Source organism: Flavobacterium potami, assembly GCF_020026915.1.
Classification (GTDB): Bacteria; Bacteroidota; Bacteroidia; order Flavobacteriales; family Flavobacteriaceae; genus Flavobacterium; species Flavobacterium potami.
The window spans coordinates 350,609-372,284 of record NZ_JAINUY010000001.1 but is presented as its reverse complement, the minus strand read 5'-3'; the positions used below and the strand labels follow the sequence as shown (position 1 = coordinate 372,284).

Below are 21,676 nucleotides of genomic sequence, written 5' to 3'. Positions count from 1 at the left end.
CATTTTTTATAAGAACGTTTTTTGTTTCTTGAACAAAGATTCAAATGATACTGCGCAATTATTTTGCGTAGTTTTATTTTCTGCCGCAAAGGCACAAAGTCGCAAAGTTTTTCTTTTTAATCTTTTAGTAAAATTCTTTGTGCCTTCGTCTTCGCGGCTAATAAAAAGACATAAAAAAAGCACCCGATTAAAGGTGCTTCATAACAAATAGATATAATTATCTTATTGCGTATATTGATGCACCGACATGTTTATCCCTTCACGAGATGAACTCGCTAATAGCCCTTTTGCGCTAGGTATGTTAATATGAAAATCCATTTTATATATTTTATTATTTTTTAAAATCATTGTTGTTTGAAACTTTTTGTTTCGATTTTGTTTGGCAAAGATAATGTCGAAAAAATCATATTTCCAAATTAATACCAATATTATTTTACTGATTATCAATAACTTAAACCCAGAATAAAAGCAAAGAAATTCCTGTCCGCATACTGGTGCAGATTTCTCTTTTTATCAAATGACTGTTACTCATTAGATTACTTTCCAAGATTATATTTCGCTATTTTGATTAATCATTAAACATTTTGTCAATTATTTTTTTGATTTTTTTTAGTTATGGTTTAATATTCTATCATTTTTCTTGTCACACTGAGCGAAGTCGAAGTGCTTTTTAATCTAAATCAAAGTATCTTAAACAAAAAAAGCGCCCTACTTTGAGGACGCTTTTCTATTTTATGATGAGTTGGACTCTAAATTTTACATTCTAATTTCATAAAATACATATTGCATCCTGATACTTCAGCCGGAAGTGATCCTGCTAAGTGGTCAAAATATTTTGCCATTGAAAGTGTCATATGTATTTTTCTGTTTTTTAATTACTGAGCAAATGTAAATATTTTATTTCTTAATTTAACATTTTGAATTCAAAATGTTAAAAAATATCATTTTGAAAATTTCAAATAGATTGGCGAATGGAACGCAGAATTAAACGGATTTTTATTTTTTTCCATACCATTTTTAAAACATTGCCCACGGTTTCAACCGTGGGAAACGTAATATTATGCATAAGTCTTATCAATCTGGCTCAAAATAGTCGGATCCTGAATTTCATCATCTTTAGCAAACAATAAAACTTTAGACATTACCTCAGCCGATTTCGGATCTTCATCTGCAAATGGAAGGAACAAACGTCCTCTGTGTTGCGAATGAATTGGCAGAACCGATAAATATTTACCAGGAAGCTGATGTACAACCGCGCTTCCTAAATGCACGCTGTAATCAGCAAGTTTTCCTTTTATGATCGCATGGTTTTCTTTGATTTCAACATTTTTGACTTTAAACAATCGCAATGTTTCTCTCAATAAAACGCCTCTCATTTCGATAGAAGAATGACTCGCTTCTGGATCTACGCCACCAACATGGGCAACACTTACCACCAAATCAATATCGCGCATAACTTCTGAGAAAATCCTCGGATTAATATCTTCAAAAGCGATGTTTTTATAATCTTTTAAAGAATGGAATTCGATCGTTTCTAAAGTCGGCGCCTCAACATCTGCTGGCGAAAACCAATCGGCCATGGCATACATTTTCACCTGATACCCTTCTTTATGGAAAACTTTCTGTAATCCTTCTTCGTAATCTACTTTCCAGCCTCTTGTTTTCAGTAAAGCCAACGTTTGATTCGGCTGTACTTGATGCCCTGCATAACGTCTTGAAATAGATTTCTCTTTCAATTCGTCTGGTGTTGGCGCATACAATTCTCTGAAAACTTGTTTAAATGGCTGTTGTAATTTGTTATCAAAACAATATTTCTGATAATCGACCCAAACGTTATTTTTATGCAAATCGAAACAGTGTGCGATTCTGAAAGTTTGTTTTTCGTTTAACGAAATCATTTCGCCTAAACCAGTTACTAAACTTCCATCGACATAAAAACCAATCTGATTGTCATTCGAAATAAAAACTAATTTCTCCAGATGTTTCGAAATAATAGGATGTTCAAAAAGGTTTTGCATTTCTGCGAATAAAAACTCATCGCCGCGAATCATACTTTCTTCCAAACCTTTTCTTGAACGTGTCCATTGTTCGCGCATGGTTTTTCTATAATTCGTTAATTCTAGAATGCCTTTGTCTTTTTTGTATTTCGGCGGAACCGATTTTAATTCTTTTCCTGCTTTGTACGTAACCAAATCGGCTTTTCCTTCTTTATTAATGACTAAGCTGACTGTAACATCGTCTAAAACAACTTCTGTTTCTTTTGATAAAATATTCTGAACTTGCTTCGTTTCCATTGCCCAAGTCAAACGAACTGGATCTGGATAACCTGCGTTTCTTGCCAAGTTTTCTAAAGCCACACGAATCGCCAAAGCTTCGCTTGCCTGTTTCATCGAGCCGAATTCTTTACTTTCTTTTTTAAACTGCTGTAAATATTCGTAACGCGCCAAAATATCTTTTTCCGGACTTGCTTTACTTAACGGAACCAATCCGTAAACTCTTAAGTAATCTTGATCGCGTTTGTCTTTTACTTTGGCCGTAACTTCTCTAATTTTCAAATCTCCCGTAATCGTATCCGCGTATAATCTGGCACGTCTGTGACCGTTTCCGTCTGTTACGTATTTCGCAGATTCGTATAAAAGTTCCCATTTTGCTTTTCCTAATTTTTTGTAAGCCGATGTAAACCAATCTTTATCGACAGCTCCATCTTTAAAATCTTGTAAATCTAAAGTCGAAAATCTTGCTGCTTCACTTTCTTATTCTGAATTTGTCGCACTGTAAGACGCTGTTTTCGTATGCGCGTGGAACCACCAGATTCCTTCATCCAACCCGTTCCAATCTAAATAACTACTGATAAACTTTTGCCACTGTGGTGCATAAATCGCAGTCTGAATCAATCTTTCTTCAGAGATTTTGGCTTTTTTAATTAAGGCATTAAAACTTTCTTGCGTATCTGTCGCTAACGGATAACATCTTTTCAATAAGAAACTGAATAATTTCTGTTTCGTTAAATCGGTATAACTCCATGAATAAATATAACCTTTGTACAAACTTGCTTTTCCAAGTGCTGTGATTAATTCGACCAAACGGTTGGCGCCAAAAATCTTTTGGAAACTCTGCACCAAATGCGTTACCGTTGTATTCGAATCTCCACGCTTAACCTCAACATCCAAAAATGTTTCTCTAATTTTATCAATCATCGGAACTAGGAACGGAAACTTCTTAATTAAATCTTCGCTTCCAAAATGTCTATAATGTTTGGTTTCGCTGGTTAAAACAGAAATTCTTTCGCTTTCTAAAATACCTTCGTACAATTCGCCTTCGGTAATTAATTTTTGTTCGAAAGCCACGCAATACAAGTGAATAGGCGGTTTGGCAAAAGGTCTGTTTTTCTCTAAACCGTTTAATTGTCTCCATCTGTACAGATTCCAAACCTTAGCATTTTGCTCTTCTGTTAAATCAAGTAAACCAATTTTATTCAAATAAATATCGAAGAAACCTTGACTTTGCCAACCGTTTCCGTTGTTATTGTTGTAATAATATTCATTTTTACCAGGCACATATTCAAACTCTTTTACAGATTCTGGAAGATCGGCATACAAAGTAGCACAAGCATCAATCAAGAAATCGGCTTTTTCTTCAAAGGCATATTTTACTTGTAAAGCATTCAAAATATTCAGAATAGCATTATCCCAATCGTAACCTCTTTTGTTTTGATGTGGCAGTAATTCTTTATAATAAAAAACATGTTTTTCCAGAAAATCTCTCCAGACTTTTCGATCGCAATTGCTAATCATTGTCATCAAAAATAAATCTCTATTAGCAAGACCCGATTTTGTAAACCATTCTTCCCAAATTTCGTACAACGGATAATTTGTTTTTGCTAATTCTGAAGCTTTATCATCTTTTAGATTTTTTAATGTTCTAAAAGTATTCCCCAATAAAACAGTCGATTTGCTATTATCGTAGTTTTCGATTTCGTATTCATAGTTTCTGTTTTCTTCATATAATTTATAAAGCTTCGCAATTTCACTTTTAATATGCGACATCGATTTGGAGAAACCGTATTGGTGTTCTTTTACCGCTTTTGTGTACAAAGAATCTGCTTTTGGTTTTGGCAGTTCGTAAGCTGAAATTTCGTTTGGCGTAAAAAATCCGTAACCGTTTTCGGCGCTTAAAAGATCTTGTTTTTTTGAAGGTTCTAATTGCTCAATAAACTTGGTTTCTTTCTCGGTAATTTTTGGTCTTTTCAGATAGTCTTTTACCCAATCATTAACCTTATCTGTCAGTTTATTGTTTTTCTGAAGCTGTAACATAACATCCAACATCGACATTCGCTGTTCTAAATCGCCTTTTTCTACAGTCTGATCCACAAAATTGATTACTTTTTGATCTTCTTGTTTGATTAGAATTGCGGTTAGATTTTTCTTTAAATTAGAATTTTTACGTTTAAACAATTCCTTAAAAATCGCCAATTCGTCTTCCGTTAAACTCAAATCTTTTAAAACATTAACCGCCGAAGCCACAAGAGATTCTCCCCTGTCTTTTATAATACGTAAGGCAAAATTTCTTTGAAATTCAGTCGGTTCTGTTTTGGGTTGATTGTTTTGATTGTTGTAGTACGAATAGCTGTAAAAATTGCCCAATAAATTTCTAGTCAGTTTCTCTCTTAAGTTGATCGAGAAACCTTCAAAGTGTTGTAAAACGGCTTCTAATCTCTCGTTGTTATCGCCAACTAAATTAATAGCTGCGGCATAAAGTGTATCTCTTTCGAACTTTACATTCAGCCATGAAAATACTTTTCCTTCAAAAGTTTTTTCTTTCTCGGTAATGCTTTGTGCCAGATTGTAAACTTTATCAAAGAAGTTTGGATAATCTGTATTTTCGATATAGAATTTCGATTTTGCATTCGCTTCCAACAAAGCATTCATTCTTGGAACAGCAAATGCTAAAACTTGTAGATTTTCATCTTCTAAAGCTTTAAAATAAAGTGGCATTTCGATATACGGATCGTTGGTTTCTCCAGCAAATTTCAACGCCAAAGATTTCTTTTCAGCCGAACCGTTTTCTAATAATTCATGTAGATACGGAACTGTTTTCTCAACATCCAAAACACCTTGAACCCAAAGTGCCATGTAGACTTCGTTGTTGTTTTTACTTTTAACGCCAGTCGGAATCGTTTCTGGTTTTGAAAAATAACCCGAAGCCAACTCAATAATATTACGAACTGTCGTTTCTTTTTCAGAATCCCAGCCTAAACCTGTCCACGTATCGATCGCTCTTACGACTGATGAAAAACGAGTCAGTTTATTATCAATCAAAACTTTTATCATGTATTGCAAAGCACCGATACTCGTTTCGTCTAAAGCTTCTAGAATCGTTTGGCGCAAACCTTCCTGACGTTGTGCAGCTAAAAGTAGTTTTTCTACCAATTCCCAGTTTTCTTGTTTTTCGCTGTTTAAAAGCGCTTTGATGATATTTCTGGAAACTTTTCCGTGTGTGTCTTTATTGAAAATAATGTCTTCAAACAATTGATAAAGTCCTGCTTTTCCAGCATCCAATGCCGAAGACCAAACCATGAATTTATTCATCGAATTTGAAATCTCGGTATCGTAACGAACTTCATCTTCAATACTCAAATTATAGTAAAAAGTACTGCTGTCCTGATAATTATATTTGTAAGGTCCGTTTAGCAAAGAACGCAGAAAATTGATCTGATTGACCAACAAATATTTCTGATGATTTGGCGCTCTAAAAGCTCTTCGCGTATAACCATTCTGATACATTTTTTGAGGCAATCTGTTCCAAGCTTCTTTTACGTACGAAGCGTTTTCTTCACCAAAAAAGAAAAGCAATAAATCGTAGTAATTTTTATCGTCCCAGATATTTTCTTTTACCAAAGTCGCAAACTTTTCGGCTTCTGTAGAACCTAGCGAAATATAATTGCTGTAATAATTGTCCTGAAGTTTCAAGAGTTCCAGACCAAACTCCGCCACTTCTTTTTTCAGTTTTGATCCTGAAAATAATTTCGTAACCAGATTGCTGTTTACTATTTCTTCCAGTTCTTTTTTAAATCTCTTAATTGGATTTTCAATTACTTTACTTTTTAAAAGATCTTCTATCGTCATGATTATTTTAGATTTTAGATTGCAGATTTTAGATTTGAATTGACATTGACATTGATATTGCAATTGATTTTCGAAATTTCAATTGTCAATTATTAATTATCAATTATTAATTATCAATTGTCAATTAACAATTTACCAGTAGCTTCCCGCCAAAAAGGTCAGCCTGATAAAAATGAGGTTTTTATTTTGAGATAAATCGATTTGTTCAGTTAGGGTTTCCAGCTGATCGTCTCCGTAGAAAACAGCGTACATTCCGTCTTCAAAAGCTTGAATGGCATTTTCCTGCGCTTTGGCCAAATCGACTTCATTGTGATTGTACAGCGCGCCGAAACCTACTTTTCCGGTATCGGTTAAAATGGGTAAATAATGTTCTTTTGGAAGATGGATTTTGTCTTCGTCTTCAAACTCAAATGAGGCAGAACGAAACAATTGTACCTGATGATCGACAATTGATTCGATGAGTTTTTGTGTAGTAATGACAGGATTTTCGAGCGCTAAAGCGATATTCTTTTCCTGAAGCAAAGGATGCTTTTTTCCTAATTGTTTAACTGAGATGCTTATATTCATCTTTACGGGCTTTTATTTTGAAGCTGTAAAATAGGAATTTTACAGCAATTTTTTCTTAAAAGAATGTCTTTAAAGTGTTAAAAAATCTAATGAATTAAAAGTACAATTTGATTGCAAAAAAATACCCTGCCAATTGGTATTGGCAGGGTTTGGGTTTTTATTGGTTTATTTTTAAACTGGCGCAAGCCTTATGAATTTGCTTGTCTGAAAACGGAGCTAAAGTTTCTGCCAGATTTCTGCTTGTTCGTAAACAGCTTAGCATTTTTTGCCTTAAATATTGATCGTCGCCAAATTCTGTATGCATGAGGAGCTCGAAGATTTCCTGCAAATACATGGGCTGTTCTTTGTAATCTCCATCAAACATTTCGTCTGAAAGGAAATTAAGTACGGATGGTACTACATCTCGATGTGTTGGTTTTTGATTTTCTTTTGACATTTTCGAAAATATTTAAACGCACGAAGCCCTCATCTTCGGTTGTGTCAAAACACTACAAGGAGTGGAATTAGGGCTATCACTAGCTCCAGCAACGTGAATGAGGGCTCGTTTATGTTAACTTATTTACTAAGTTTCGGATTTCTCCTTGTATTGTATTTTGACATTACAAAGATATTCTTTTATTTTAAAAAGAAAGAAATAACTTACTTTATTTAAAAAACTACTGCTTTATCTATAACAGAAAACAAATATAGAGATTATTAACTGAGAGAGATTTTTAATAACATCATTTGACTATTTAAAAAAGTATATAACTACTACCTTTTATCTTTGCAAAAAATCATTTAGAAAATTCGGACCCTTCATTAAACCTTCCATTTTACAAAATACAGTAATAGTACTCGGTCACTAGTTAATATTTATTCTTACAATTGTAAGATAAAATTAGATTGAGATAACAAGAGTTAATTACTCATAATATTACAAATTATCTATGAATGTTTTTTTCGATTCAGATGCAAAATATGAAATTAAAATTTTTCAAATTGACAAAACCTTTTATGAATTTCATACTTTAAATACAACAGTTGAAATAATTCAGCATATTGTAGATACACATAGAAATAACATAGGTGACATTGCATCAATTGGAATTTTAATTCCAGTCCAATCAATTGATTCTGTAAATTATTACACTTATGTTTACAACGAAAATGAAAAAGAATCACATTGGGCTTCATTTCTACCAACTGGAATAACGGAGAATGAAACATTCACAATTCAACAATTGTCTTTGGCTTTATTTGCTGAAGTTGACGATCAAATATTTGCTTTCGTAGGAGGAAGTGGCATAAAAGTAATCTCTCGATTTCTTAATTATCGATACGGTCTAGAATTCTACGAATATTTAGCAGACATACAAGAAGATGTAATAAACTTTATAACAACAAGAGGTATTTCAGGGAAATTAAGTCAAGAAAGTGCCACTTTTAGAGATGGACAAAAGTTAGGCGATAGTCTAAACTTCACAAGTATTCCAACAAAAATAAATTTACTATTACGTGAAGATCTTATGAATACCGTATTCGATTTTATAGATTTTCAAACAGATCGCATATATTTGGAAATCTCATCATATTTTTGCATCAAAATAAGAGTAAGTTTTGAGGAAATACATAATATTTTTAAAATTATGTCTCAAGTTTTGTCAACAGGAATAACCACTTCTTTGACATCTTTTACCCTTGTAAAAGATAGAAACATAATCGACTACGATTATAGAATTGAATTATATCACCGTGTAAGACTTGACATGTTTGATCGTTTAACTCCTTCTAGTGCAACTAGACCACCCAAACTTGATCTTGATTTTGTTCATCCATCAAAATTACAAGACTTTTATGAATGTGATAGATACGAAATGTTTGCTAGAGGAACTCAAAAACCATTTTTCAGTGGCAACGATAGATCTAAACTATATTTAGAAGGTTTAAAATTTCTTTTTAAAGATTTTAACCCACTAACTTTTAACTATATATTATCTGGAATAAGGGTATATGGTTTTAAAGGTAACAGCCAAAAGACACATGCAATGTTTACACAACATATTACTTGTGAACTAAATATAAATGGGCATCCCATTTTTTTAATCGATAGTAATTATTATAAAGTTAAAAATGATTTTATAACTTCTATTAATAGCACATGTCAGGATATGATAAATAAAAATTATTTAAGAGATAATATTTTAACCAATGTTTGGCAAAATGGTATTTCTGAAGGTTATTACAATATGCAATATTTTGGCTCAAATGGATTCAGAGTTTTTGACAAAGTAATAAGTCAAAATATTGAATTATGCGATTTAGTGTATGAAGATCAAGATTCTATTTATTTCATACACATTAAAAATGGTTTTGATGGTATGTTAAGAGATCTTTCAAATCAAATTGTGTTATCAGCGACAAGATTTACTAATGATAAGAATTCTGGCACATACGAATTTTTAGATGGCATAATAAACGCATATAACTCTCAACAAATTAACGCTGGAAATTTAATTGTAAGAGAAAATCTTATTAACTCAATAAATAATAAAGAAATTTTTTTTGTTATGGCGTTTAAATCAATGTTACCTTCTAATATTGATATAAGAAACAATATTACTCGTTTAAAATCAAATATTGCTAAATATTCAGTAATACAATGCGTTAGAGAAATGAACACAAATATGTATCCTTTAAAAATTTTCGATATAGCTTCTGTTGGTTAATTCCTTTAAAATTTTTATTAATAAATATTTAATTATAAAAAATTAATTTTCAAACACTTCTACAAATTTCATTACAAGTTTCTTATAATCATCTTTTGCTTTTTTTGAATGAATTCCAAAATGTCCATCATAATCTCCTCTGATTTGATTTAATATTGATGTTTTCCTTGTTATAACAAAACTACCACTCAAATATCTAGTAATTTTTTTATATGATGATTTTTCCGTTATTGAATATTTACCATTTTTTTTCATGTAAATTGTTTCACAAATATTATTCCGTTCATTTTTACAAATTGGCAGGACGTCATTAAGTTCTAACATAAAATAACTAAAGTCCAAATTCCCCATCGATTCAAAAACTAAACGCTTGGGATTTAATATAATGTAATCATTAATTAATAAAGTCTTATTTTCAATTGCTAAATCGATTTGAACAAAATCATTTCCCCCATGTTCGGGAAAAAAAGTATAATTTAAGTTGTCATATTCTTTAGATAAAAGTTGTAATATCTTGTAAATTTCATTGATCTTACTCCAAGAGCAGTTTTCAGGAATTGACATAGGAAAAATGCGTGCTAGACAATGCTCCCACTCATAAACATTCCTTTTATGAAATATAGCACTTGTGTTATACCATCTCTCAAGCCTTTCTAAAAAATCAATTGCATCTGGTCTTTGATGTGGATCATTATTAGTAGAATCAATTAGAAGACTTTCTAACAAAACAATTGACTGATATTCCCATTCTCCAATTACATGATAAGGGTCATTTATTTTCAATTTGACATAATTATCAATCGAAATTGAACTTTTTGCGATGTATTGTCCTTCAAAGCCTGAATTTTGTTTTGTAATTAAAATCCAAAGTGTTTTTGCAAAAGAATATATATCTGCTTTCTTAAATTGAGCACTTGAAGAAATTCGTTTCATTTCTGGTGCTATCGTCCATTTTGGCCCAATTTTTTCCTTTAAATCAGAAACTTTTTCTTTTTTAGGAAAATGAGCTAAACCAAAATCAGAAAAAACCGGTTCATCTTCTATAACTAAAATGTTCTCAGGCTTTATATCTCGATGTGTAATATCTAACTCGTGTAATAAAGCTAATGTCTTTGCTAATTTTATTAATATACTATAAAACTGTGTATGTGTTTTATACTTTAAATATTCATCAAGACGAGTGCCTAAAGGCATTACATAATAAGGCTTATCTTTTCTTGTTATTCTTTCAGGTAAGTTGTATTCTAATATTTTTATAACACCTTTTGTATCAGCAAGTCTTTTTAAAACTTCAATTTCATCTTTGAACCTAGAATAGGCTTTATCAGCTTTTACATTAGTCAAAAATTTAACCGCATAAAAATTTCCGTCGCTTTTTCTTATTCTATAAACATTACCATTGCCTCCTTGACCAATTATCTTTTTTTCTGTCCAGTCTGCATCCATATTAATTGAATAATACTTAATATAATAATTTACATTTCACCTAGCTAAAATAGTTATTTTCCTATATAATAAATATTGCGAATTCTGAAATAAAATAAATAATTTAATTATTTTTTTTAATACACAAATCTAAATCCCAAAAAAGCTCTTAGCATTCCCCGTCGTTTCCTCCGCAACTTTATCCAAAGCAATTCCTTTAAACTGTGCGATTGTTCCCGCTACATAAGGCAGAAAAGAGGGTTCGCATCGTCGTTCGTGGTATTTCTTCAAAAGACTGTTCGGGACGTTTTTAGGAAGCATAAACGGTGCATCGGTTTCAATCATCATTCGATCAAGCGGTACGTACTGAATGACTTCTTTTAAATGACTGAAACGTTTGGCATCTGAAATCGCTCCCGTAAAACCCAGATAAAATCCGTTATCGAGATAGGTTTTGGCTTCTTGTAGACTTCCTGTAAAACAATGCACAACGCCTTTTGGCAGTTTCGGCAGATAGTCTTTTGTGATATTCATAAAAGAACTAAAAGCGCTTCTTTCGTGCAAAAACAGAGGTTTCTGAACTTCAATCGCCAATTCTAACTGGGCTCTATAACATTCTTCCTGTTTGTTTCGGGGCGAAAAATCACGATCAAAATCGAGTCCGCATTCGCCAACCGAAACCACATGTTTCTGCTGTAATAAATTCTTTAATTTCGAAATGCTCTGCGCATCAAAACTCTTCGCATCATGCGGGTGAATTCCTGCCGTCGCATACAACACGCCTGGATATTGTCGCGCAATCTTTGCAGATTCTTCGCTATTTCGTACGCTCGTGCCTGTAAGTATCATTTGCGATACGTCGGCATCGAGCGCGTCTTGTACGACATCGTCTATGTCGTTTTGGAATTGTTTGTTTGTCAAATTAATTCCTATGTCTATGTATGTCATTTTTTTTAAGTTGCTAAGGTTCTGAGAGGCTAAGATTCTAAGTTTTTTCCTCTCAATTACCTTAAATTATTTTTTATGTTTTTTGCCGCTAAGGCGTTTTTAAATCTCGCAAAGTCGCTGAGTCGCAAAGTTTTTTGTTTCACGCAGATTTAAAAAGATTTAAGCAGATCCCCCAGATTATTTAAAAAAAATCTAATTAAATCTGCTATGATCTGCCAAATCTGCGTGAAATATTTTTAAACAAAATGAGAATACATTACGTTAGACGCACTGCAGTGCGCCTCTACACTGAAAACTGCGACTGCGACTGAAAACTAAACTCAATCCTCACGGCTCCCATCATCTGCCATTCTCACTAATTTCGGTGTAAACTTGGCTACAACATCCACTAAATCTTGTTGCGCTTCCATGACTTGATTGATATCTTTATACGCCATTGGGGCTTCGTCTAGTCCGGCACCGATAAGCGTAACGCCATGATCTCTCAAGATGGATTTCATCTCGGTTTGTGTAATGTTTTTTATGGCTTGAGTTCTACTCATTTGTCTTCCTGCTCCATGCGAAGCGGAGTTTATTGCATTTTCTTGGCCTTTTGCTCTCACCAAAAATCCTGGCGCGGTCATACTTCCCGGAATGATTCCCATAACGTCTTTTCCGGCTGGAGTTGCTCCTTTTCTATGCACGATTACTTCTTCGCCGTTCCAGATTTCTTTCCAAGCAAAATTATGGTGGTTCTCGACTTTGGCTAAAATTGTGGCACCTAAAGCTCTTTCCATTTTGTTATGGATAATCTCGTGACAAGCCGAAGCGTAATCTCCTGCCAAATTCATCGCCAACCAATATTCCTGACCTAATTGTGAGTTCATATCCAAATAAGCTAAGTTTTTCGCCACTTCTGGAAGTTTACATTCGTCTTTGGCAATTTTGGTATAATGTCCAGCGATCGTTGCACCCATTCCACGTGAACCAGAATGCGTCAATAAAGCGACATATTTTCCTTTTGGAATATTTAAAACAGCATCGTGTTTAGAAAATTCCATAATTCCGAATTCCACAAAATGGTTCCCTCCACCAGAAGATCCTAATTGCGACCAAGCTTTATCTTTCAAGTTCTTCACAAACGGATTCATATTGAAAGTCTCGTTCTCCAAAACCGCGTGATCTGATTTGTATTGGCCGTGAAATCCGTGACCTGCTCCAAAAATCGAATTCGCGATTAATTCTCTTTTGAATTTAGCTTCGTTTTCAAAGTAAAAATCTTCTGGAATATCGTAAACCGACAAAGCCATTCTACAACCAATATCAACTCCAACTCCATACGGAATAATCGCATTTTTAGTCGCTAAAACTCCACCAATCGGTAATCCGTAACCTTGATGCGCGTCTGGCATTAAAGCACCTGCGACTGTAACAGGAAGTTTCATAGCAACCTCCATTTGTTTTCTGGCACCGTCTTCGATATGATCCAATCCGTAAGCCGAATATGCATTCGGATTTTGGTTTAAAGCAATGAAATCTTCTGGTTTTTCATTCGATTTTTCGATTAAAGCAACAGCCAGTTTGCTGAACACTTTATCGTCTATATAATTTTCTGGAGCTTCGAGAACGTTTTTATAATTCTCGATCATTTCTTCTCTTGTGAATCCGTTTCTTTTGCTGTTTATTTTTAAGGCAATCCCAATTATTTTTCCTTCAGGAAATCCTAATTCTAATATATCTGTTCCGTTTATTTGTGTTTTCATTTTTTTCTTTTTTTTAAGGGACAAAGTGCCAGAGTAACATAGTGACAAAGGTCTTTTACTACTGCGCAGTTATTTTGCGTAGATTTTATTTCACGCAGATTTGGCTGATTTAAGCAGATCTAAAAAGATTTTTTTTAATAAATAATCTGCGCTAATCTGCTGAAATCTTTTTAAATCTGCGTGAAAATAACCTTTGTCACTTTGTTACTTTGAACCTCTGTCACTTAGTAAATCAATAATTGCGTCACCACTGCTGGGTTCATCGCCCATTGTGCTGTATATACTTCATCAGCGATTTCATTTTCGGTAATCGTTAAACCTTGTGCTTCCGCTTTTAGTTTTAATAAATTACCAATATTCAATTTGCTGTTCAATTTTGTCAATAGCGCCTGAACTCCTTTGAAATCCAAACCACCCACAACTTGACCTCCGAAAGTCATCTCTAACCAAACGATTTCTCTTTTGGCTACATCCAACACTCCAAAAACCAAACCTTTGGCAACATTTTGCGTCACACGAACCTGATGATCTACACACGACGGATCGTACGCAACACCTGTTCGTTCCGAAATTTTCATCGGATATTTACTGTTCATCCAACCTACCACCAAATTTGGCGTAATACTTCCGTTGCTGTACGCATTACAAGTAAAAGTTACAAATTTTGCTTTGGCTTTCGCCAATTCGTCGATATTGATATTGATGTATTCAGCCGTTCCAATTTTATTCGGAATACTTCTGATATCACCGCTATGCTGACAACCTGTAGTGGTTAATCGGCTGAAAGAACAAATATCTGAACGGTCTTCGTAAGCAATATGACAGCTTAAATCCATATCTAAATGTTGTGCTGGCAAATCTTTACCCCATTGCATAAACAATCGCACTTCGTTTCCTTCAACAGGGAAACGTGTTCCCATTAAAGCAACTGGCAAATCCTGAACAGTATCGCTTCGATCTCCAATAGAAACCGGCATATTAAACAATTGCGGATCGATATACATTGTTTTATTTGAGTTTGAAACCGATGCAAATCGTTTTTTCATCGCCAAAATAGTCAAGTCTTCAACTTTCATTTTCATATCAGTCAACATAAAGTCTTCATACAATTTCAACAATGGGTTTGATCCTACACGTTTGTTTGTTCCTCCCAAAGGTTTCACACTTCTCTGCATGTTTACATCAAAGTAATTTTGTGCGTACATGTTTAATGTAAACACCAATCGTGCTGGAACTTTATCGATAACTTCTTCGAAATGAGCGATTGTTTCATCGGCTCCAAACCAAAGCATATTCGAAAATAACGAACGAGCAAACAAACCTGGACGTTGTTTCAACAATCCGAATGTTTTATCGGCATCAAATTTCAATCTTGACGAATTCACTTTGCTTTGCCAAACATCGTACACTTGGTTGTAGAATACATCCATTAAAAAATTCAATTTCTCGAATCCTTTTCTTTTGCTGTATTCCGCCAAACGCAACGCTCGGATAAAACGAACCCACATTCCTCTTTTTGGATGCATGATTTCGCACATGGCTTCTACATCCAAATTCATGTTATTCAACCAATTGGCAACCATTAAACATTCTTTTCGAGAATATTTTAATTTCAAATCTTTTTTAGATGCAATTCTAGCCTGCGCACTTGTATCCAAAGAATAATGAAAATGCTGATTGTTTTTAGCTACTCTTTTAATAATCGTTTTTGGTTCGATAATCTGCAACATTCCAGTATTTTTATACCATAAATAACGTAAGATATCTGTTGGCGTTTTCAAAAATTGCGAAGCCTGATCTTCATTACCGTTTTCAATCAGAAGATCAATCACCAGCATTAAAGTTTCCTTCATTGCAATTTCAGTTTTAGGCAAAGCCAAATATTTCATCGCTATTTTTAAACTATCTACCTGAGTAGCGTCTAAAGCAGTTTTTGACTGTAATAACGAAATATAAAAGTGCTCTAAATCTTTTTCATTCCATAATTCAAGGACTTTTAATTTACTTCCTTGGCCGATATTTTCCAGTTTCCCAAATTCAAACGGAGTTCCGCAAAACGGGCAACTGTTATATCTTTCTAATGGAAAAGTGTTATCTGGAATTGTATGTCCGCATTGTAAAACTGTTCCGTTTTTAGTTTGGAAAACATTTCCGAAAAATGTGATAATATGATCGATAACAGATTCATTTGTTGGCACATTACATTCTTTTACCAATGGTGTCCAGTTTTTATCTGTTCCTAAAACTTCTCTCAGCACTTCTAAAACCTCGATTTTATAATTTGGGCTGACATTATTTAAAGCGTGCAGTAACGTTTCAGAAAATGTATATCCTAATTTTGAAACATTGGCCGCAAAAACCGATGTTATTCCTGATAAATTTTGGTTATCATTCGCAATCATTTCTGATGGAATGAAAATAGCATTTTGACGTAAACTGATTTTTAATAATTCTTTTGTTTTCATTTTTTTTAATTTTTAAAATTTAGATAATTGTACCTCTAAGTTCTACCTAAAAGAGTGTTTGAAGTAAGAAGCACTTGACCTTAAATTGGAGTGTAATGAATTAGCTGATTCAAATTGGAAGTTTGTGGGTTTCCCCGAGAAGTAAGCTAATTTTGACCCTCGTTTTTTTTACTAATGATAATTCTAAAACTTGCTGGACTCGAACCAGAAAAAACCGATTTTCTAGAAGTAAGTTTCAATTGACCATTAATAGTGAAGCAGATGGGATTCGAACCCACGACCTTTGGATCCCTAATTGAAGTAAGTTTTAATTGACCTTTAAGATAATTCCAAAACTAATATTCCAATGCTCTATCCAACTGAGCTACTGCTTCCTGAATTAAGCGGTAATGGTATAAGTATAAATCGTTGAAAGGTTTCTAGAAGTAACTTAAACTTGACCTGCTTTTTTCAATGTTTTTATTTCTATGAACGTTTGTTTTTTATTTCTTGAACAAAGATTTCTAAACTAGTGCGCAATTATTCTGCGTAGTAAAATTTTTGTTTCATTTTAAAGAAATACTATGTTGTTTTATTTCTTGAACAAAGATTTCAAAACCACTACGCAATTATTTTGCGCAGTAAAAAAAGAATTTTAAATTTGAGTAAAAAACAAAATGAATTTGAATAAAATCTACGGTGATTTACTTCTTAATATTGGTTTTGAAGATAATGAAATTCAGCAGAACTGGAATATTTTAGAAAAAGCATATTCCAATAAATCAAGGCATTATCATAATCTGACACATTTAAAAGAAATGATTGCGAGTTTTGAAATCTATCGTGATCGTCTTCATAATCCGAACGAAATATTATTTTCTATTTTTTATCATGACTTTGTGTATTCGGCTTCAAAAAAAGACAATGAATTGAAAAGTGCTGAGTTTGCTTTGTCGATTTTATCTGAAAAACATCATTTAAATAAACAATTAGTTTTTGATGCGATCTGCGCCACACAACAACACGCGCACAACACAAACGAAGATATTAATTGGTTAATTGATTTTGATTTGAAGATTCTCGCCAAAGATTGGGAAGAGTATAAAATCTATTTTGAACAAATTAGAAAAGAATATCGTATTTACCCTGATTTTCTATACAAACCTGGAAGAGCAAAAGCTTTGAAACATTTTCTGAAATATGAGTTTATTTTCCAGACGAATGTATTTAGGAATTTGTATGAAGAGAAAGCGAGACAAAATATTGAAAAAGAGATAAGTTATTTAGAAAGCAAAAAATAATCTCGCAAAGTCGCTAAGACGCAAAGTTTTTTTGTTTCACGCAGATTAAAAATGATTTAGGCAGATTCAGCAGATTATTTGAAAAAATAAAAAATCTTTTTAGATCTGCTCAAATCTGTAAAATCTGCGTGAAACAAATCTTAATAATCTTTTAATTAAAAAACTTTGCGCCTTCGCGACTTTGCGAGCAAAAAAACACACACAGTATGTCACAAAATAAAAATGCCTTAATCCGCTATAAAACAATCGACAAATGTCTGCAAAATAAATACAGACAATGGACTTTAGAAGATTTAATCGAATGCTGTTCTCAGGCTCTAGAAGAATATGAAGGGCGTAAAATACCGATTAGTAAACGAACCATTCAGATGGATATTCAAATGATGCGAAGTGAAAAACTCGGTTACAATGCGCCAATTGTAGTTTACGATAAAAAATATTATAAATATGAAGATGAAGATTTTTCGATAACGGATATTCCGTTGACAGAAACCGATATGAATGTTTTGACTGAAACCGTTTCAATGTTAAAACAATTTAAAGATTTCTCTTTATTTAACGATGTATCGGACATTTTACAGCGATTGGAAGATAAAATCTATTCTGAAAAGTCGCATACCAAACCTGTTATTTATTTGGATAAAAACGAAAAGCTGAAAGGGTTGCATTATTTAGATGAAATTTATCAGGCGATTATCAAAAAGATGGTTTTGATCATTACTTATAAATCTTTTAAATCGAGAGAAGAAACGGTATTCCACTTTCATCCTTTTATATTAAAGGAATTCAATAACCGTTGGTTTTTAATTGGAAAGAAAAAAGCAACGCAACCTATTACCAATTTGGCTTTGGACAGAATTGTCTCTATAGATTACGATTTTAACCTTCCCTATATAGAAGAAGATTTTGATGCCGAATCTTATTATAAAGATATTATAGGTGTAACGGTCAATTCTGGTTTACAGCCAAGACGTATCGAACTTTGGATTGATGCTTCGAATGCGCCTTATGTCATTACAAAACCGCTGCATCCGTCTCAGCGATTAATCAAAGAAAATGAAGATCACAGCATTATCATTCACTTATTTATTTTGCCTAATTATGAAATGGAAAGACTTTTATTAGGTTTTGGAGATTCGATTGAAATTTTAAGACCTGAAGGCTTACGAAATCGTATGAAAAAAATTTTAAAACAAGCAATTTCAAGATATGAACCTAAAGTCAATACTGAAACAAACTCATGATTTTTTGAATTATACAGAATTAAATCTAAAATAAATATCACAATGCGATTTTTACTTTAGATAAATTGTTAAAATCCCAAAAAAGAATAGTATATTTCAAAATAAATTAACCACAAACCCCAGTAAATCAAGGGAATCATTTAACTAACCAAAAATTTATGAAAAAATAATATGCATGCATAGTATTTTTTGATTATATTTGAAATCGATATAGTTACCTATGAAAGACAAAACGATAGATTATATTTTGAGAGCGACATGGCAAGCTGTTTCAAGAATGTATAATGAAGAGGCCGCAAAATACGATGCTACAATGGCAACGGGATTTGCTCTGTTAAGCATGGATAAGGAAGATGGAACTCCATCTACAGCCTTAGGGCCACGAATGGGAATGGAAGCTACAAGCCTGACAAGAACATTAAAATCAATGGAAGACAAAGGTTTAATTGTTCGAAAAAAGAACCCCAGCGACGGAAGAGGTGTTTTAATCTATCTGACGGATTTTGGAAAAGAAAAAAGAGAATTATCTAAAAATACTGTCCTGAAGTTTAATGAAACCGTTAGAAAACATGTTTCAGACGAAAAACTGAGCCATTTTATCGAAGTTTCGGAAATCATTAATGAATTGATTCACGACAAAAACATATTTAATCAAACAGAAAACGCAGAAAACGAATAGCATTTCATCAGACAAGAAATAATTCGAAAACTGCAAAAAACAAATTAACTAAAGTATGAAACGCACAATTAAAAAAGTTGCTGTAATTGGATCCGGAATTATGGGTTCAGGTATAGCTTGTCATTTTGCCAACATTGGTGTTGAAGTTTTACTGCTTGACATCGTTCCTCGCGAGTTGACAGAAGCTGAAGCTAAAAAAGGATTAACGCTTGAAAGTAAAGCCGTTCGCAACCGTGTGGTAAATGACCATTTGGCGAACTCATTAAAATCGAAACCCTCTCCTATTTACAGTCAGAAATTCGCTAGCCGAATCACTACTGGAAATACAACAGACGATATGGCAAAAATTGCTAATGTTGACTGGATCATCGAGGTTGTTGTAGAGCGTTTGGACATCAAGAAATTGGTTTTCGAACAAATCGAGAAATTCCGTAAACCGGGAACTTTGGTTACTTCTAATACTTCTGGTATTCCAATTCACTTTATGAGCGAAGGAAGAAGCGAAGATTTCCAACAACACTTCTGCGGAACGCACTTTTTTAACCCTGCGCGTTACTTAAAATTATTTGAAATTATTCCTGGTCCAAAAACTTCAAAAGAAGTATTGGATTTCTTAAACGAATACGGTTCTAAATTCTTAGGAAAAACTTCGGTTGTTGCTAAAGATACTCCGGCATTTATTGGAAACAGAATTGGTATTTACGGAATTCAGAGTTTGTTCCATTTAGTAAAAGAAATGGGATTAACAATTGAAGAAGTTGATAAATTGACTGGACCAGTTATTGGTCGTCCAAAATCGGCTACTTTCCGTACTGTTGACGTTGTTGGTTTAGATACTTTGGTGCACGTTGCCAATGGTATTTATGAAAACTGCCCAACTGACGAACAACACGAATTATTTAAACTTCCTGATTTCATCAACAAAATGATGGAAAATAATTGGTTAGGAAGCAAAACCGGACAAGGTTTCTACAAAAAAATAGATAAAGATATTCTTTCTCTTGACTTAGATACATTAGAATACCGCGCTGCAAAAAAAGCAAATTTTGCAACGTTAGAATTAACTAAAACTATTGATAAACCTATCAATCGTTTTAAAGTTTTAGTAAAAGGTACTGATAAAGCAGGAGAATTCTACCGTAAGAGTTTCGCTGGAATGTTTGCTTATGTTTCAAACAGAATTCCTGAAATCTCAGACGAATTATACAAAATTGACGACGCTATGAAAGCTGGTTTTGGATGGGAAAATGGTCCATTCGAAATCTGGGATGCTATTGGTGTTGCAAAAGGAATCGAAATCATGAAAGCAGAAGGTTTAGAACCTGCTGCATGGGTAAACGAAATGCTGGCTTCTGGAAGTGACAGTTTCTATACTGTAAAAGAAGGGGCTACTTATTTCTACAACCTTCCAACAAAATCTCAAGTAAAAGTTCCTGGGCAAGATTCATTTATTATTCTGAACAACATCCGCGAAAGCAAAAAAGTTTGGAGCAATAGTGGAGCTATTATCCAAGATTTAGGAGACGGAATTTTAAACTTAGAATTCCAATCTAAAATGAATACGATTGGCGGCGACGTTCTTTCAGCAATTAATAAAGCAATTGAATTAGCTGAAAAAGAACACCAAGGTTTAGTTATTGGAAACCAAGCTGCAAATTTCTCTGTTGGAGCTAATATCGGAATGATTTTCATGATGGCAGTTGAGCAGGAATACGACGAATTGAACATGGCAATTAAGTTGTTCCAAGATACGATGATGCGTGTTCGTTATTCTTCTATTCCAGTAATTGTTGCACCTCACGGAATGACTTTTGGTGGTGGATGCGAAATGAGCTTACATGCTGATAAAGTGGTTGCCGCTGCAGAAACTTATATGGGATTAGTTGAATTTGGTGTTGGAGTTATCCCTGGTGGTGGTGGTTCTAAAGAATTGACTTTAAGAGCTTCAGATTTATTCCGCAAAAACGATGTGGAATTGAACGTTCTTCAAGAGTATTTCTTGACTATCGCTATGGCAAAAGTATCAACTTCTGGTTATGAAGCGTTCGACACTGGGCTTTTACAACATGGAAAAGATATTATCGTAGTAAACAAAGACCGTCAGATTGCTGAAGCTAAGAAACATGCGTTGTTAATGGCAGAAGCAGGTTACACACAGCCAATCAGAAGAAACGATATTAAAGTTTTAGGAAAACAAGCTCTAGGTATGTTCTTAGTGGGAACGGATCAAATGGAAGCTGGAAAATATATCTCTGAGCACGATAAGAAAATCGCGAACAAACTGGCTTATGTAATGGCTGGTGGTGATTTATCTGAAGCAACTTTGGTATCTGAACAATATTTATTGGATATTGAAAGAGAGGCTTTCTTAAGTTTATGTACAGAGAGAAAAACTCTTGAGCGTATTCAGTATATGTTAACCAAAGGAAAACCGTTAAGAAACTAAAGCCTCGGAGAGGCATCCTGTTTGTAGAAAATAAAATGATGTTTTTT

Annotated in this window: 12 protein-coding genes, 1 tRNA gene and 1 pseudogene; 5 read left to right on the top strand and 9 right to left on the bottom strand. The window is 33.5% G+C overall.

Annotated elements, in window-relative coordinates:
- Positions 1 to 1,058 precede the first annotated feature (1,058 nt).
- The 4 genes and pseudogenes from K6T82_RS24795 to K6T82_RS01645 form a co-directional block, all read right to left on the bottom strand.
- Positions 1,059 to 1,376: a DUF7737 domain-containing protein gene (locus K6T82_RS24795; protein WP_476702579.1), complete on the bottom strand. Its 318-nt coding sequence runs from the start codon at positions 1,374 to 1,376 to the stop codon at positions 1,059 to 1,061.
- 285 nt (positions 1,377 to 1,661) lie between these two features.
- Positions 1,662 to 6,125, bottom strand: a pseudogene (locus K6T82_RS24790) (DUF5724 domain-containing protein); the annotation flags it as partial.
- Positions 6,126 to 6,257: 132 nt separating this feature from the next.
- Entirely contained in the window at positions 6,258 to 6,692 is a 435-nt protein-coding gene (locus K6T82_RS01650; protein WP_223704276.1) for a hypothetical protein, read from the bottom strand.
- Between the two features lie 157 nt (positions 6,693 to 6,849).
- Positions 6,850 to 7,128: a hypothetical protein gene (locus K6T82_RS01645; RefSeq protein WP_223704275.1), complete on the bottom strand. Its 279-nt coding sequence runs from the start codon at positions 7,126 to 7,128 to the stop codon at positions 6,850 to 6,852.
- A gap of 493 nt (positions 7,129 to 7,621) precedes the next feature.
- On the opposite strand from K6T82_RS01645, the gene K6T82_RS01640 reads away from it, so the two are divergent.
- Complete coding sequence (locus K6T82_RS01640; protein WP_223704274.1) at positions 7,622 to 9,400, top strand: DUF6119 family protein; 1,779 nt, start codon at positions 7,622 to 7,624, stop codon at positions 9,398 to 9,400.
- Between the two features lie 42 nt (positions 9,401 to 9,442).
- Here the strand turns inward: K6T82_RS01640 and K6T82_RS01635 are convergent, their stop codons facing one another.
- The 5 genes from K6T82_RS01635 to K6T82_RS01615 all read right to left on the bottom strand — a co-directional run bounded on the left by K6T82_RS01635 (position 9,443) and on the right by K6T82_RS01615 (position 16,354).
- Positions 9,443 to 10,846 (bottom strand): protein kinase domain-containing protein, encoded by a 1,404-nt coding sequence (locus tag K6T82_RS01635; RefSeq protein ID WP_223704273.1) that lies wholly within the window; start codon positions 10,844 to 10,846, stop codon positions 9,443 to 9,445.
- Between the two features lie 129 nt (positions 10,847 to 10,975).
- Positions 10,976 to 11,773 carry a TatD family hydrolase gene (locus K6T82_RS01630; protein ID WP_223704272.1) on the bottom strand — a complete coding sequence of 266 codons (798 nt, stop codon included), beginning with the start codon at positions 11,771 to 11,773 and terminating at the stop codon, positions 10,976 to 10,978.
- A gap of 320 nt (positions 11,774 to 12,093) precedes the next feature.
- Complete coding sequence (locus K6T82_RS01625) at positions 12,094 to 13,515, bottom strand: RtcB family protein (protein ID WP_223704271.1); 1,422 nt, start codon at positions 13,513 to 13,515, stop codon at positions 12,094 to 12,096.
- A 224-nt stretch (positions 13,516 to 13,739) separates the two neighbouring features.
- Positions 13,740 to 15,980 (bottom strand): hypothetical protein, encoded by a 2,241-nt coding sequence (locus K6T82_RS01620; RefSeq protein ID WP_223704270.1) that lies wholly within the window; start codon positions 15,978 to 15,980, stop codon positions 13,740 to 13,742.
- A 253-nt stretch (positions 15,981 to 16,233) separates the two neighbouring features.
- Positions 16,234 to 16,354, bottom strand: a tRNA-OTHER gene (locus K6T82_RS01615).
- 282 nt (positions 16,355 to 16,636) lie between these two features.
- Between K6T82_RS01615 and K6T82_RS01610 the strand changes: the two genes are divergently transcribed.
- The 4 genes from K6T82_RS01610 (at position 16,637) to K6T82_RS01595 (ending at position 21,629) form a co-directional block, all read left to right on the top strand.
- Positions 16,637 to 17,260 carry an HD domain-containing protein gene (locus K6T82_RS01610; RefSeq protein ID WP_223704269.1) on the top strand — a complete coding sequence of 208 codons (624 nt, stop codon included), beginning with the start codon at positions 16,637 to 16,639 and terminating at the stop codon, positions 17,258 to 17,260.
- 206 nt (positions 17,261 to 17,466) lie between these two features.
- Complete coding sequence (locus tag K6T82_RS01605; RefSeq protein WP_223704268.1) at positions 17,467 to 18,504, top strand: helix-turn-helix transcriptional regulator; 1,038 nt, start codon at positions 17,467 to 17,469, stop codon at positions 18,502 to 18,504.
- A gap of 220 nt (positions 18,505 to 18,724) precedes the next feature.
- Positions 18,725 to 19,183 (top strand): MarR family winged helix-turn-helix transcriptional regulator, encoded by a 459-nt coding sequence (locus K6T82_RS01600; RefSeq protein ID WP_144218794.1) that lies wholly within the window; start codon positions 18,725 to 18,727, stop codon positions 19,181 to 19,183.
- A 55-nt stretch (positions 19,184 to 19,238) separates the two neighbouring features.
- A complete protein-coding gene (locus K6T82_RS01595) occupies positions 19,239 to 21,629 on the top strand; it encodes a 3-hydroxyacyl-CoA dehydrogenase/enoyl-CoA hydratase family protein (RefSeq protein WP_223704267.1) in 2,391 nt (796 codons plus the stop codon).
- The last annotated feature ends 47 nt before the right edge of the window (positions 21,630 to 21,676 follow it).